Raw genomic sequence first — 14,546 nt, forward strand, 5'->3', positions numbered from 1 at the left:
GCGGCGGCGCGCCCCCGCTACCCGATCAGGCTCGGGCGCAGGTCGCGCAGCGTCCGCGACCGCGTCTGCCGCGCCGTCACGACGAACGACACCAGGAGCGCCCCGAGCAGCCAGCACGCGAGCACGCCCGCGTCCGACCACGCCGCACCGAGGTCCCCGCCGTACATCGTCTGCCGGATCGCGTCGACCGAGTACGTCATCGGCAGCGCGAAGTGCAGTGCCGCCAACGGCCCCGGCAGCGTCTGCCACGGGAACGTCCCGCCGGCGGTGACGAGCTGCACGAGCATGAGCACCAGGCCGAGGAACTGCCCCACGGAGCCGAGCAGCACGTTCAGCGCCATGATGATCGCCGCGAACGTGGCCGATGCCAGCACCATGACCCCGATCGTCGCCCCGGCGTGCACGACGTTCAGGTCGAGGGCGAACCGGACGATGAAGAAGAGCGCCACCATCTGCACGAGTCCGAGCAGCGCCGGCGTCAGCCATCCGCCGAACACCACCGCGAGGGGCTTCCGCACCGCGGTGATCGCCCGCTTCGAGATCGGCTTGAGGATGAGGAACAGCGCGTACATGCCGATCCAGGCCGCGAGGGAGATGAAGAACGGCGCGAGACCGGCTCCGTAGTTGTCCGCCGCCGCGACGTTGTCGTCCCCGACCTTGACCGGGTCCGAGATCACCGACGCCTGGTCCTCACGCTGCGAGGCGTTCGACGCCGGGATCTTCGTGCGGCCCTCGTCGAGCTTCGAGGCGAGCTCGGACGAGCCGCTCTGCAGCTTCGTCAGCCCGGACGCCAACGACTTCGCGCCGTCGTCGGCCGAGGCCGCTCCGGACGCCAACGAAGCCGCACCGGACGACAGCGTGGGCGCTGCCGACGCGAGCTGCGAGGTACCAGAAGCCACCTGCGACGAGCCCGACGCCAACTGCGCAGCACCGTCCGCAGCGGAGGAGACCCCGCCGGCCAGGGTGGGGGCCGCCGTCGCCAGGGCGGAGGTGCCGGCCGCGACCTGGGCGGACCCGTCGCGCAGCTGGTCGACGCCCTCGAGCGCGGCCTTGGCCTTCGCGAGGTCGGCCTTCGTCCCGTCGTCACCGAGCTGCGCCTCGACGGTGGAGGTGATGACCGCCTGCACCTCCGGCGTCAGTTCCACCCCACGGTCCGCGGCGGCCTTCGTGATCGCCGCCGTCACGGTGTCGGGGGAGAGGCCGTTCAGCGCGTCGAGCGCCGGATCGGTCTGGTCGGCCAGTGCCTTGTTGCCGGCCGCGACCTGCTGTGCACCGTCGTTCAGCTGCGCGGTCTGCGCCGGCAGCGACGCGGTCTGCTGCTTGGCCGTCTGCAGCCCCGAGGACAGCGTCGCCGCCCCGGAGGCGACCTGCTGGGCGCCTTGGTCGAGCGCAGCGGTCTGCGACGGCAACGCGGCGGTCCCGTCCGCGAGCGTCGCCGCGCCGGAAGCGAGCTTGCCGGTTCCGTCCGCGAGCGTGGCCGCGCCCGACGCAGCGGACTTCGCACCGGAGGCGAGCTGCCCCGCGCCGTCGACCGCGTCGCCCAGGCTGTCGCGCACGTCGGCGAGGCCCACGAGCAGGGTCTTCGCCGCCTGCTTGCCGACCCGCTCGGCGACGGCGGTGCGCATCGTCTTGCCCGCCTGCTCCGCGATGGTCGAGGCGAGGTACGAGTTCGTGTCCGCCGTCGTCATCACGAGCTCGGCACGCTTCGGGTCGTCGGACTGTGCGGAGACGAGGGACTCAGAGAAGTCGTGCGGGATCGTCACGACGAAGTCGTACGTGCCGTTCCGGACGCCGGAGCGCGCGTCGGCCGCGGTCGTCTTCGTCCACTTGAAGTCGGCGCCGTCGATGGCCTCCTTCGTGACGTCCTTGCCGTAGTCGACGTGGTCGCCGTCGAGCGTCGCCCCGGCGTCCTGGTCGACGATGGCGGCGGGGACCTGGTCGAGCTTCGCGTACGGGTCGCGGTTCGCCCAGAGGTAGGCGCCGCCGTACAGCAGCGGCACGACCATGAGCGCGATGAACGCGAGTCGTGCGAGCGGGGTCGCGGTGAGTCGCGCCAGTTCGGCGCGGACGAGCGAGGTGGTGGTCACGCGGTCGCCTCCGTGGGCAGGTGGTCGGTGTCGGACTGGAGGCGCGGGTCGTCTCCGTCAGGTCGGGCCACGTCCTCGGGGTCCTCGGTCTGGATGGTGTCGAGCAGGTGTTCGACGGTCGCGGCTGCGGCCTTGGATGTCACGAGCACGACGGTCACGCCGCGGCGGGCGACGTCGCGGACGACCGCGAACCACCCCTCCACGGCGCCGCCGTGCCGTTCGGGCGAGGTGACGACGAGCCCGGTCACCCCGTCCCGCAGCAGGGCGAGTTCGACGAGGAGCCGGACCCGCACATCGGTCGGGACCCGCTGCACGTGCGTGTCGGCGTAGTCCCGCAGCCCGAGCTCGTCGAGCACGGTGTCGACGTGCTCGCGGGAGGGTCGCTGTCCGGCGAAGGCGAGCTCCTCGCGCACGATGCGCTTGAGGCTCATCACGGGGAAGGGCTCGGCGATGCCCGGCGTGTCCACGAGGGCGAACGTCCTCCGGATCGCCGCGGCGTCGTCGTGCCCGTCGAGCAGCACGCGACCGGTCTCGGGCCGCATGCGCCCGCCGGCGACGAGCGAGGCGAGCACGGGTGCCTGCTCCGTCTCGACGGCGACGACACCCGGGCGGCCGGGGGCGGCGACGGCGGAGACGACGGGCAGCGCGGCGCCGGGCTCGTCGCCGATGCCGACGTGGTCGAGTTCGAGCGTCATGCGCGGTCCTTCTCTGTGGAGACCTTCGTGGTGGTGGAGGCGGCCGGCTCGGAGAGCGAAGCGGTGCGCCAGTCGATGCCGGCCATCCCGAGCGCCGAGAGGACGACCATGCGGCGTCCGTCGTCGTCGGAGGTGCCGGAGCGCGTGGCCTCGTCGAGCACGGCGATGCAGGCGCCCTCGACGAGCCGGCCGAGCGTCGCGGGGTCGACGTCGTCGCGCATGGTGCCGTCGGCGATCCCGAGGGCGCACGCGTCGCGGACCTGGGCGCGCAGGGGTGCGAACACCGCGGCCACGGACTCGCTGAACGGGCTGCGGATCGCGACCCGGGCCATCGACCGGACGTGGGACACCTCGGACCACAGCGTCACCGCGATGGCGGCGAGCCGAGCGGCCGGTGGGAGTGCGCCGAGGTCCGCCGCGGTCGGCATCGCGCCGGCGACACGGGCGGCCCCGGCGGTGACGACCTCGCGCACGAGGTCGTCACGGGAGGGGAAGTGTCCGTAGACCGCACGCCGGGAGAGTCCCGCGGCGGACGCGATCGTCTCGAGCGAGACGTCCGGGTCCGCCTGCAGTGCGGTCTTCGCCGCCTCGATCAGGGCAGCCCGGTTCTCCGTCGCGTCCCGGCGGGGAGCGCGTGCGGGCTGGTCAGGAGTGGTCACGCACCCCATCGTAATAACGTGCACACACGTGTGCAAGTTATCAGTTCCGGTACCCCCGACCGAGGGTGGTCCCCCAAAGTGCCGACTGCGCTCCCTGAGAGCAAGCGCATAACTTCACAGCAATTCCATGAAGAACACGGACGGAGCCAGGAGTGCGCCTTTTGAACCGTGCAACACCGAACGACAACCCGAACCCGAACCCCCATCGCATCGCACGCGTCCTGACCGCCGGCATCGCCGCCGCGGCCATCGCGTGCGGTGGGCTCGCCGTCGGTGGGGCGGCCTCCGCGGCCCCGTCCGGCCTCTCGCCCGCCGACCTGAAGATCGCGCAGCCGCTGCGTGACGCGAAGCCCCAGAAGACGATCGCGGCGTTCGTGCGCACGACCGGCCAGGGTGCCCTCGAGGTCGACGCGAAGGCCAAGGGCGGCGACCTCACGAAGTCGAAGACGCAGTCCTCGGCCGCGAAGCAGCGCGTCAAGGCGATCGGCTCGACCGTCGACGCGGTCCGCGCTGCCGTCAAGCAGTCCGACGCGGACGCCACCGAGCTCTACTCGACCGAGTACACCGTCCCGGGCATCGCCGTCGTCGCCGACGTCGAGGCGCTCCGGAAGGTCGCGGCGCGCTCCGACGTCGCGAGCATCATCCCGCTCACGCCGAAGAAGGTCGTCGAGCCGACGGTCAACGAGGATGCCTCGGCGGCCCCGTCCGGCGTCGACCCGAGCCTCGCGAAGCCGGGAGCGGACGGCGTCAGCCCGAAGAACGCGGCGAGCGACGTGTACACGCGGGCGCTCAACGCGTGGCAGCAGACCGGGCACACCGGCAAGGGCGTCAACGTCGCCGTGCTGGACACCGGCCTCGACTACACCCAGGCGGACTTCGGCGGCCCCGGCACCACGGCCGCCTACGACGCCGCGCTCGCCTCGACGAGTGCGCCCGCCCAGGGCTCGTACGACCCGCAGAAGTTCCTCGGCGGGTACGACTTCGCCGGGCCGACCTACAACGCCGACCCGACGGACCCCGACACCTACCAGCCGGTGCCCGCGCCGGACGACAACCCGATCGACGGCAAGGGCGGCGACCACGGCACGCACGTGTCCGGCACGATCGCCGGCTACGGCCTCGACGCCGACAAGCAGACCTTCGACGGCGACTACACCAAGCTCACCACGCAGCAGGTGCAGGACATGTGGATCGGCCCGGGCACCGCGCCCGAGGCCGGCCTCTACGCCCTCAAGGTGTTCGGTGACAACGGCGGCTCGACCGACCTCACCGGCGCCGCACTCGACTGGGTCGGCCAGTCGCTGACCGAGGGCAAGGACATCAACGTCCTCAACCTGTCGCTCGGTTCCGACTACGGCGCGCCGGACGACCCCGACAACGCGAAGATCGACGCGCTCACCGCCCGTGGTGTCCTGCCCGTGATCGCCTCGGGCAACGCCGACGACTTCACCGACATCGGTGGCTCGCCCGGGAACGCCGAGGGTGCCCTGACGGTCGCCGCCAGCGCCACCGGCCAGTCGCTCTACGACGGTGTCCAGGTGACCGCCCCGTCCGCCGTCGCGAAGACCTACCGCGCGCAGTACTCCCAGAACTTCCAGGGCACGCTGCCGGTCGAGGGCGACGTCGTCGTCCCGACCACGAACGTCGACGGCTGCACGCCCTTCACGGGTGCGGACGCCGCGGCCGTCGCCGGCAAGGTCGTCTGGCTCAAGTGGACCGACGCCGCGCTCGAGTGCGGGTCCGGGGTCCGGTTCAACAATGTCCAGGCCGCCGGCGGCGTCGGCGTGCTCCTCGCGGGCACGATCAACACCTTCAGCTCGGGCATCGCGGGGAACGCGACCATCCCGGGTGCCGAGCTGACCAAGGACAGCGTGACGAGCCTCCTGGCCTCTGCCAAGGCCGGGACCCTGCACGTGAAGTTCGCCGACGAGCTCAAGGGCTTCGAACTCGCCACCGACCCCGAGGCCGTGAACACGCTCGCGTCGTTCACCAGCCGCGGTGTCCACGGTTCGTTCGGTGACATCGTCAAGCCGGACATCGCCGGCCCCGGGGTCAACGTGATCTCCGCGGCCAACGGCACCGGTGACGACCGCATGTCGATGAGCGGCACGTCGATGGCGACGCCGGACGTGGCGGGCATCGCCGCGCTGACGTTCGAGTCGCACCCGACCTGGTCGGCCCCGGACGTCAAGGCCGCGCTCATGAACACGGCCACGCACGACGTCAAGGACGGCTCCGGCACGGCGACCCTGCTGCGCCAGGGCACCGGTCGCGTCGACGCCCTGCAGGCCGTCACCGCCGACACCACCGTGAAGAGCGTGGAGAACGGTCAGCTCGTGACCGCCTCGTTCGGTGTCGTCGAGGTCGCGGGCAAGACCAGCGAGACCCGGTCGCTCCTCATCGAGAACACCGACTCCACGGCCCACACCTACGACGTGGCCTACCAGCCGCAGGTGTCCCAGCCGGGTGTCGCGTTCTCGCTCAGCACGAAGCGCGTCACCGTCGGCCCCGGTCGCGGTGCCGTCGTGGACCTGACCTTCACGGTCGCTGACCCGACGCAGCTCCGCCGCGTCATCGACCCCACCCAGGAGTCGGTGCAGCAGGGCTACCAGCGGGAGTTCGTCACCGCCGCGACGGGTCTCGTGACCTTCACCCCGACCGACAAGACGCTCGACCCGCTGCGCCTCGGCACGTACGTCGCGCCGAAGCCGGTCAGCGCCGTGCGCGGCTCGGGTGTGTCCTTCACCGGGTCCCAGAAGACCGCGAACCTCGCGCTGAGCGGCCGCACGGTCGACCAGGGCGGCCTGACCTCGGGCTACCACGCCGCGGTCGCACCGTTCGTGCTCGGCGGGACGGACGGCGTGGAGTCGTTCCCGACCGGTTCGGCGTCGCAGTCGCTCAAGGCCGCCGACGTCCGTGCCTACGGCGTCAGCTACGACAAGGCGTCGGACACCCTCGCGTTCGGTGTGCAGACGGCCGGCCCCGACGCCAACCCGGGCGCCGTGACCAACGTCGAGGTGTTCATCGACACGAACGGCGACGGCAAGGACGACTACCTCGTCTACGACGCGAAGTCGTCCGTGGTCGACGCGACGCTCGTCACGACGATCGACCTCAACGCGACGTCCGACGACGACGCCGTGGTCGACGCCTTCCCGCTCAACGGCGGTGCCCCCGGCCAGGACGTCAACACGTTCGACAGCGCCGTCAAGGTGCTGCCGGTGACGGCCTCGGCGATCGGCGCCGCGGGCAAGACCATCTCGTACCGGGTGGAGACCGAGTCGGCGTACGCGCCGGGTGCGGCCACCAGCGGGTCCTCGGTGGTCGACGTGACCTCGACGGCGAAGTTCAACCTCGCCAAGCCGACGCTCACGTTCGCGCAGGGTGGCCAGGGCGGCACGCTGTTCGCCGACAAGGGCACGCTCCAGGTCACCCGCGGCGCCGGTGTGGCCAGCGCCCGGATCCTGCTGCTGCACCTCGGCAACGCGGTCGGCAGCCAGGCCCAGAGCGCCGCGGCGACCTGGGTGGCCCCGGCACTGACGCTCGTCAAGGGCAGTGCGGTCTCCATCAGTGGCAAGCCGACGGTCGGCACGAAGCTCAAGGCGAACCACGGCACGTGGAACGGCTCGGGCGTCACGTACTCGTACCAGTGGCTCCGTGACGGCAAGGCGGTGAAGAGCGCGACGAGCTCGTCCTACAAGCTCGGCACGTCCGACGCCGGCCACACCTTCTCGGTGAAGGTCGTCGCGACGGCGAAGGGCTACCAGGACGGCACGTCGACCTCGAAGTCGACCGCCAAGGTCGCTCGCCGCTAGGCACCGACACCACCACTCGGGCCCCGTCGCACCCCAGCGACGGGGCCCGCAGTGCGTCAAGAGGACATGTAGTTAGACAAACTAGTTATCCGGTGGGAGGGTTGCAGCATGCAGACGCAGACCACCCTGAAGCAGCTCCGGGCCAACCCGATGGAGTGGCGTCGCCGTGGGCTCACCCCGCCGGACGTCATCCAGTCGATGATCGAGGAACGTCTCGCCGAACCCGGCCACTCGGCCCCGGTGGGCGACCCGTCGTACCAGGACTTCTTCCGCAGCTGAGCACGCGAGCGCGACCCGCTCGGGGACTGGAGGCGCGGTGCCGGCTGGCACCGCGCCTCCAGTCCGTCTCCGGTACCGTCCGTCGGGCAGACGGCGGGGCGCCGCGTCGGCCGCGCCAGGCGACCGGCAGGTAGCGTGCCGGTGGCCGTCCGATAGACTCGGGTGGACCACCGGCCCGACTGGTCGTGTGAGGTCCTCCGCCAACGTGAGGAGAACCAGATGCCCGCTGCAGTGATCATCGGAGCCCAGTGGGGCGACGAGGGCAAAGGGAAGGCCACCGACCTCCTCGGGTCCCGCATCGACTACGTCGTGAAGTTCAACGGCGGCAACAACGCCGGGCACACGGTCGTCGTCGGCGGCGAGAAGTACGCCCTGCACCTGCTGCCCTCCGGCATCCTCACGCCGGGCGTCACGCCTGTCATCGGCAACGGCGTGGTCGTCGACCTCGAGGTCCTCTTCCAGGAGCTCGACGCGCTGAAGGCCCGCGGCGTCGACACCTCGAAGCTGCTCGTGTCGGCGAACGCCCACGTCATCACGCACTACCACCGCACCATCGACAAGGTGACCGAGCGGTTCCTCGGCAAGCGCCAGATCGGCACCACCGGTCGCGGCATCGGCCCGACCTACGCCGACAAGATCAACCGCGTCGGGATCCGCATCCAGGACATCTTCGACGAGAACATCCTGCGCCAGAAGGTCGAAGCGGCCCTCGACCAGAAGAACCACCTGCTGGTGAAGGTCTTCAACCGTCGCGCGATCGACGCCGACGAGGTCGTCGAGTCGCTGCTGTCCTTCGCGGACCGCCTGCGTCCGATGGTCGCCGACACCGGGCTCGAGATCCACCGTGCGCTCGAGCGCGGGGAGACCGTCCTGTTCGAGGCCGGCCAGGCCACCATGCTCGACGTCGACCACGGCACCTACCCGTTCGTGACCTCCTCGTCGGCGACGGCGGGTGGCGCGGCGACCGGTTCGGGCATCGGCCCGGGCAAGCTCGAGCGCATCATCGGCATCGTCAAGGCGTACACGACCCGCGTCGGCGCCGGTCCGTTCCCGACCGAGCTGTTCGACGAGTCGGGGGAGTTCCTCCGGGCGAACGGCTTCGAGTTCGGCACCACCACGGGTCGCCCGCGCCGCTGCGGCTGGTACGACGCCCCGATCGCCCGCTACACGGCGCGCGTCAACGGCGTGACGGACTTCGTGCTGACGAAGCTCGACGTCCTCACCGGGCTGTCGACGATCCCCGTCTGCGTGGCGTACGAGGTCGACGGCGTCCGCGTGGACGAGGTCCCGGTGAACCAGTCGGACTTCCACCACGCCAAGCCCGTCTACGAGGAGTTCCCCGGTTGGACCGAGGACATCACGGGAGCCCGCTCGTTCGAGGACCTGCCGAAGAACGCGCAGGACTACGTGCTCGCGGTCGAGGCGATGTCCGGGGCGCGGATCTCCGCGATCGGTGTCGGCCCCGGGCGTGACGCCATCGTCGTGCGGCACGACCTGCTCGGCGACACCGCAGCCTGACGATGCGCGTCCTGTTCGTCTGCAGCGGCAACATCTGCCGTTCGCCGCTCGGCGCACAGGTCCTCACGGCGCGACTCGGCCCGGACGCACCCGCGTTCGTGGTCGAGTCCGCCGGCACCATCGCGCAGGACGGCGCTCCGATGGACGATGCCGCCGCAGCGCAGTCCGTGCGGCTCGGCGGGTCGCCCGACGGTCACCGTGCGCGGTACCTCACCGCGTCGATCGCGGGGTCGGTGGACCTCGTGCTCACCGCCGAGCGCTCGCACCGTGCGGCCGTGGTCTCGCTCGCGCCCCGCACGGCGAAGCGCGCGTTCACGGTCAAGCAGTTCGCCCGGGTGCTCGACGGCCTCGAGCCTTCCGAGCTCGCCGGTGTGTCCACGCCCGAGGCGCTCGTCGCACTCGTGGCCCGACTGCGGGGGACCGTGCCGCCGCTCGCGGATCCGGCGGACGACGACGTCGACGACCCGTACCGCCGGTCGACGGCGACGCACGAGCGGGTGGCGGACGAGATCGCCGCGGCGCTCGTGGTGGTCGCGGACGCGCTGCGCGCCGTGCGCTGACGCGCGGCGCGCGGCGCGCTGACGCGCCGCGCGCTGCGCCAGCAGTGTGCGAGGTTCCGGCCAGCGTGCGGGGATCGCGCGCTCCCACCGTGCGCGGAACCTCGCACACTGCAGCGCTGTGCGGCATCGACGCATCCCGACCCCTCCAGCGGAATGGCCGGAGAACGAGTACCCCGATCTGTCCCCTGTACCCCGGAAGTGCGACGCCCGACCCCGGAAACCCGGGCTTCGCCGATGGGGCGCATTGATGGAACCCGTGAATCGGCGGGCGTCGCTGGCGGGTGGAGGGGTCGGTCTCGTAGCGTTCTCATGTCAGCCGATGTACCCCGGATCGCGAAGGAGAGCGACATGAGCACCACCGTCAGCACCGACACCCGAGCCGAGGTCACGCTCGACACCGAGACCGTCGACACGATCGCCATCCTCGAAGCCCAGGCTGAACCGCACGCCCGCCCGGCCCGCGCCAAGCTCACCTGGACGCAGGAGGACGACGGCGAGTGGGTCGCCAACTACGGCGGGTACTTCGGCGGATCGGTGGACAAGCGCGACGACCGCTACGTCGCCTCGGACACGTTCGGCCTCGTCGTCGGCGACTTCGCGTCGCTCGAGCAGGCACAGGCGAAGCTCGCGGACCAGCTGCACGTGATGCTGCCGTCCGTGATCCGCCCAGTCGACTAGCACGTCGCTCCCCGGAGCACCGCACCACCCCGCACCACCCGCACCACGGAACGCCGCACCACAGCAGCACGCACCAAGAGGAGCACGACCATGAGCACGCCCGTCGACCACCACCAGCACACCGAGGTGACCGTCGACACCGCCACCATGGTCGCGATCACCGGCATGGACGCCCACGTCGACCTCGTCGTCGACACCGACGTCGAGGAGCCGGTCCACCCGCGCATCCTCTGGTCGCGGCCCGACACGGGGCTCTGGGCGGCGAACTACGGCGGCTACTACGGCGGGACCGTCGACCGCCAGGGTGCGCACTACTTCGTGTCGGACACCTTCGGGCAGTACGTCGGCGACTTCCGGTCGCTCGAGGAAGCCCAGCTGCGGCTCGCCGAGCGGCTCCACGTGCTCCTGCCGGACGTGCGTCGCGACGGCGCCTGACGCTCTGGACTGCGGGCCCGGACCACGTCAGCCGATCGGCTGACGTGATCCGGGCCTCCTGTCTGTCATGCTCTCGACGTGGGCCGACGCTCGGCCCGGACCGGGGGGACCATGACGTCGGACGAGCACGCGACCATTCCGCACCGAGTGGGCCCGTCTGCGCGCGCGGTGCTGGCGACGTGCGCCGTCGCGGCACTCGTCCTGCTCGCCGGGCTCGTCGTCGTCGCCTCGTCGCCCGCGCCGCTGCGCGCGCTGGGCGCGAGCGGCGTCTGCGGCGGGTGGTCGGACGACGAGGCCGGACGTGACGAGACCCGGATGTCCGCCGGGTTCGTCCTGCGGAACCCGTCCGACCGGCCCGTCACGCTCCGGGGCGTCCGTGCGACGTGGGACTCCGGGCTCCGCTCGGTGCGCGTCGTCCTCGCGGAGAAGGTCCGGGGATCCGGCACGGGCGCACTGATGGGCGACACCGCGAGCGTCATCGACGGCGCGCAGGTCCTCGACGCCGACGGCACGGTGATCGCGCCGCACCACGACGTCCGGGTCGTCGCCGAGATGCGCTCGAGGAGCCTGGCGCGCGGCGGACACCTGACCGGGCTCCGGGTGACGACGGCCGGGCCGCTGGGGACCCTGCGGACCCAGGACCTGTCGGACGTGACCGTGGGGATGACCACGCCGGGGTCCGACGTCTGCTGAGCGGGGTGGCTAGGCGACCCGCTCGATGAGCTGCGGCCCGTCGTTCCTGACGCTGTTCACCGCACGCGAGACCTCGTACTGCTCGAGGCCCGCCGCGACCGTCAGTGACTCGTGGTCGAGCAGGGCGAGCAGGTCGTCCTGTCCGAGGCCGCCCTGCTCGGTGTCCAACCAGGCGTCGTAGCCGTCCGGGGTGAGGAACGCCGGCATGCGGTCGTGCACCTCGCCCGGGGCCACGTGGGCGTCCCGCGTGATGATCGCCAGGGACAGCCGCCACCTGTCCGGGTCGCCGTCGGGCTTCGTGGGGTCGGGCCACGCGCTCACGACGCCGGCCATCGCGAGGGCACCGCCGGGTTCGTGGACGAAGTGCGGTTCCTTGCCGTCCTCGCGCACGACCCACTCGTAGTAGCCCTGGGCGGGGACGATGCAGCGGTTCGTCGCGAACGCCCGCTTGAACATGCCGCTCGTCGCGACGGTCTCGATGCGGGCGTTGATCGGCTTCGGGCGCTGCTTCTGGAAGTCCTTCGCCCAGCTCGGCACGAACCCCCAGCTGATCTGCGGGAGTTCGCGCTGCCCGTGCCGCTGCCGGACCGCGAAGACCGGGTCGGTCGGTGCGACGTTCCAGCTCGGGACCAGGCCGGTGCCGACCACGCCGGTGTCCTCGTCGACGTGCTCGGTCCGGTCGGCGAGCTCACCGATCAGTTCCGGCAGCAGATCGGCCGTGGTGTCGGAGACGACGAACCTTCCACACATGCGCCCAGTGTGCCCGGTGCCACCGACACGCGCTCACGCGCTCACTCGCCCGGGAGGGCCAGCTTGCTGCCGCTCGGGCTGTCGGGGCGTCCTCGGCGCGGCGCGGGCGGCACGGGCGGCAACGCCTCGGCCTCGACGCGGAGTTGCTCCTGGCGCCCGAGCGTCCGGATGCCGATGACCCCCGTGCCGCTCGTGACCACGATGGAGAACAGCCAGACGCCCGGGAACAGGATCACGGTGTCGCTGCCCACCGACGAGGCCACGTCGAACACCAGGGTGCCGAGGACGATACCGATCCACCCGCCCGTGAGGAACAGCGAGCGGTACGCCGCTCGGACGAGCAGGTCGCGGGTCGCCGGCATGCCCTGCAGCACGGCGTCGCGGTGCTCCGGCGCGACCGGCGGCGGGTTGCGGCGGAAGTACCGGGCGATCGCCTCCTGTGTACGCCACCCGATGCCGGGCACGGGTGGGAGCGACCATCCCCGGGGGCCGATCGGCGTGAGGGCGGCACCGACGCACCCGATGCCCGCGGCGACCAGGAGCGCCACGACGACCCCGGCAGCGACCGGGACGGCTCCGTCGAGGCGCTCGACGAACGCCCCCAGGAGCAGCAGCCCGGCGAACGCGACGACCGCGACGAGGATCCCGACGCGGACAGCACGGCGGTGGTGGCGCCGGTCGACGAGCTCGGGGAGCCGCTCGCGGTACACCTGCCACCCGGTGCGGAAGACGGTCCGGGGTTCCTGCTCGCGGGCCTCAGTCACCGGGCAGCCGCACCTTCGAGCCGTCGACCCCGTGCTTCCCCGTATCGGCGTCTCCGGCCGGCGGATCGACCGCGAGGGCTGCGAGCCGCGCGCGCTCCGAGCGGCCGAGCCGCACCACGAGGTCGGGCAGCGTGCAGACGTACACCGCTGCCCACAGCAGCGCGATCGGCCGCACGTCGCTGCGCGCGAAGGCCGCGATCCCGAGCAGTGCGATCCCGCCGAGGAGCGGGGTGAGCCGCGTCAGCTGCCGGACCAGCCCGCGCTGCAGGAGTCCGACGTCGGTCAGGACGGCCGCGCGGTCCTCGGGCGCCACCGGCCGTTGCCGTCTGCCCAGGTAGGGCTGCACCGACCACCGCACGCTCATCTGCCAGTCCGGCCGGACCTGTCGCCCGTTGATGGTCGCTGCCGGGTCGAGCGGACGGTCGGTCCGGAAGGCGGAGAGCACGATCGATCCGAGGCCGAGGGACACGAGCGCGATGACCACGACCGGTCGGACCCCCGTGCCGGCCCAGCCGAACGCGAGCTGCAGCGCGACGGCGCCGACCAGCACGACCACGGAGCACGCGGCGGCGATCCACACGGCACGACGGGCGCGTGCGGGATCGACCACCGTGGCGATCCGCTCCCGCAGCACCTGCCACCCGAGTCTGAACACGAGGTTCCGTCTACTCCATGAAGCTGACAGCGGTGGGGCCGGACACGCCCGACGCGTCCTCATCGACCGACCGCCGCCGCCCGCCGTTGCGCCCCGCTCCAGCGGTCGTCCAGGAACGCACGATGCGCTCGTGCCATGAGTCTCGACATCGTCTACACCGCCGCCGCCCACGCCACCGGAGGCGGCCGCGACGGACACGTGCGCAGCGAGGACGACCGCCTCGACCTCGACACCCGTCCGCCGAAGGAGATGGGCGGCAGCGGCGAGGGCACGAACCCCGAGCAGCTCTTCGCCGCCGGGTACGCCGCGTGCTTCCTCGGGGCGCTCCACGCCGCGGGCCGGGAGCTCGACGTCGACACGACCGGCGCCGAGGTCTCGGCCGAGGTCGGCATCGGCGGCACCGGCAACGGGGGCTTCGGCCTCGCGGTCGAGCTCGACGTGTACGCGCCGGCCGCCCGACCCGAGCAGCGCCGGCGTCTCGCCGAGCGCGCGCACGAGATCTGCCCCTACTCGAACGCCACCCGCGGCAACATCACGGTCGCGCTGTCGATCGTCGACTAGCGTGCCGCCCGTGGTCACCGACGAGTCGCGCTGCCCCTGCCTGAGCGGCAACCCCTACGGCGAGTGCTGCGGCCCGCTGCACGCGGGCGCCGCGGCCCCGACCGCCGAGCGGCTCATGCGGTCGCGGTTCAGCGCGTTCGCCCTCGGCCTGCCCGAGTACCTGCTGCAGACGTGGCACCCGCGCACCCGCCCGGCGAGCCTCGAGCTCGACCCGGCCCAGCGCTGGACGCGGCTGGACGTCCTGTCGACGGAGTCCGGCGGCCCGTTCGACTCCCGCGGCACCGTCGCCTTCCGCGCGTGGTGGCGCACCGACGACGAGCGGGGCACACTCGAGGAGACGAGCGACTTCGTGCGCGAGCACGGCCGGTGGTCCTACGTGGACGGCACCGTGTCCTGA

General features: G+C 72.0%; 15 protein-coding genes. 9 read left to right on the forward strand and 6 right to left on the reverse strand.

Going from position 1 to position 14,546, the window contains the following annotated elements; all coding sequences use genetic code 11:
- Positions 1 to 17: 17 nt before the first annotated feature.
- Genes QE359_RS06495 through QE359_RS06505 form a run of 3 tightly spaced genes read right to left on the reverse strand, consistent with a single transcriptional unit; the run spans position 18 to position 3,441 of the window.
- Positions 18 to 2,087 carry a YhgE/Pip domain-containing protein gene (locus QE359_RS06495; protein WP_309778346.1) on the reverse strand — a complete coding sequence of 690 codons (2,070 nt, stop codon included), beginning with the start codon at positions 2,085 to 2,087 and terminating at the stop codon, positions 18 to 20.
- Positions 2,084 to 2,782 (reverse strand): hypothetical protein, encoded by a 699-nt coding sequence (locus QE359_RS06500; RefSeq protein WP_309778348.1) that lies wholly within the window; start codon positions 2,780 to 2,782, stop codon positions 2,084 to 2,086. The genes QE359_RS06495 and QE359_RS06500 overlap by 4 nt, the downstream gene beginning before the upstream one ends.
- Entirely contained in the window at positions 2,779 to 3,441 is a 663-nt protein-coding gene (locus tag QE359_RS06505; RefSeq protein WP_083403140.1) for a TetR/AcrR family transcriptional regulator, read from the reverse strand. The genes QE359_RS06500 and QE359_RS06505 overlap by 4 nt, the downstream gene beginning before the upstream one ends.
- A 161-nt stretch (positions 3,442 to 3,602) precedes the next feature.
- Between QE359_RS06505 and QE359_RS06510 the strand changes: the two genes are divergently transcribed.
- From QE359_RS06510 to QE359_RS06540, 7 genes are all read left to right on the forward strand, one after another.
- Positions 3,603 to 7,256 carry a S8 family serine peptidase gene (locus QE359_RS06510; RefSeq protein WP_309778350.1) on the forward strand — a complete coding sequence of 1,218 codons (3,654 nt, stop codon included), beginning with the start codon at positions 3,603 to 3,605 and terminating at the stop codon, positions 7,254 to 7,256.
- A 108-nt stretch (positions 7,257 to 7,364) separates the two neighbouring features.
- Positions 7,365 to 7,535 (forward strand): hypothetical protein, encoded by a 171-nt coding sequence (locus tag QE359_RS06515; protein ID WP_156794772.1) that lies wholly within the window; start codon positions 7,365 to 7,367, stop codon positions 7,533 to 7,535.
- Between the two features lie 219 nt (positions 7,536 to 7,754).
- A complete protein-coding gene (locus tag QE359_RS06520) occupies positions 7,755 to 9,053 on the forward strand; it encodes an adenylosuccinate synthase (RefSeq protein ID WP_070417034.1) in 1,299 nt (432 codons plus the stop codon).
- A gap of 2 nt (positions 9,054 to 9,055) precedes the next feature.
- Positions 9,056 to 9,613, forward strand: coding sequence for a low molecular weight phosphatase family protein (locus tag QE359_RS06525; protein WP_309778356.1), 558 nt, complete (start codon positions 9,056 to 9,058; stop codon positions 9,611 to 9,613).
- A 348-nt stretch (positions 9,614 to 9,961) separates the two neighbouring features.
- Positions 9,962 to 10,291 (forward strand): hypothetical protein, encoded by a 330-nt coding sequence (locus tag QE359_RS06530; protein ID WP_070417032.1) that lies wholly within the window; start codon positions 9,962 to 9,964, stop codon positions 10,289 to 10,291.
- A gap of 90 nt (positions 10,292 to 10,381) precedes the next feature.
- A complete protein-coding gene (locus QE359_RS06535; protein ID WP_309778358.1) occupies positions 10,382 to 10,726 on the forward strand; it encodes a hypothetical protein in 345 nt (114 codons plus the stop codon).
- A 147-nt stretch (positions 10,727 to 10,873) separates the two neighbouring features.
- The gene (locus QE359_RS06540; protein ID WP_309778360.1) at positions 10,874 to 11,419 is read left to right on the forward strand and encodes a hypothetical protein; all 546 of its coding nucleotides are present in this window, start codon (positions 10,874 to 10,876) and stop codon (positions 11,417 to 11,419) included.
- A 9-nt stretch (positions 11,420 to 11,428) separates the two neighbouring features.
- On the opposite strand, the gene QE359_RS06545 is transcribed toward QE359_RS06540, so the two are convergent.
- From QE359_RS06545 to QE359_RS06555, 3 genes are read right to left on the reverse strand one after another with little or no spacing between them, the layout of a single operon-like run.
- Positions 11,429 to 12,169: an SOS response-associated peptidase gene (locus QE359_RS06545; RefSeq protein WP_309778362.1), complete on the reverse strand. Its 741-nt coding sequence runs from the start codon at positions 12,167 to 12,169 to the stop codon at positions 11,429 to 11,431.
- Between the two features lie 41 nt (positions 12,170 to 12,210).
- Entirely contained in the window at positions 12,211 to 12,933 is a 723-nt protein-coding gene (locus tag QE359_RS06550; RefSeq protein ID WP_309778364.1) for a hypothetical protein, read from the reverse strand.
- Positions 12,926 to 13,588 carry a hypothetical protein gene (locus QE359_RS06555; protein ID WP_309778366.1) on the reverse strand — a complete coding sequence of 221 codons (663 nt, stop codon included), beginning with the start codon at positions 13,586 to 13,588 and terminating at the stop codon, positions 12,926 to 12,928. Before QE359_RS06555 ends, QE359_RS06550 begins: the two co-directional genes overlap by 8 nt.
- 135 nt (positions 13,589 to 13,723) lie before the next feature.
- On the opposite strand from QE359_RS06555, the gene QE359_RS06560 reads away from it, so the two are divergent.
- Positions 13,724 to 14,149: an organic hydroperoxide resistance protein gene (locus tag QE359_RS06560; protein WP_309778368.1), complete on the forward strand. Its 426-nt coding sequence runs from the start codon at positions 13,724 to 13,726 to the stop codon at positions 14,147 to 14,149.
- Positions 14,150 to 14,159: 10 nt separating this feature from the next.
- Positions 14,160 to 14,546 (forward strand): YchJ family protein, encoded by a 387-nt coding sequence (locus tag QE359_RS06565; RefSeq protein ID WP_071294503.1) that lies wholly within the window; start codon positions 14,160 to 14,162, stop codon positions 14,544 to 14,546.

The organism is Curtobacterium sp. SORGH_AS_0776, assembly GCF_031453355.1.
In the GTDB taxonomy this organism is placed as follows: domain Bacteria; phylum Actinomycetota; class Actinomycetes; order Actinomycetales; family Microbacteriaceae; genus Curtobacterium.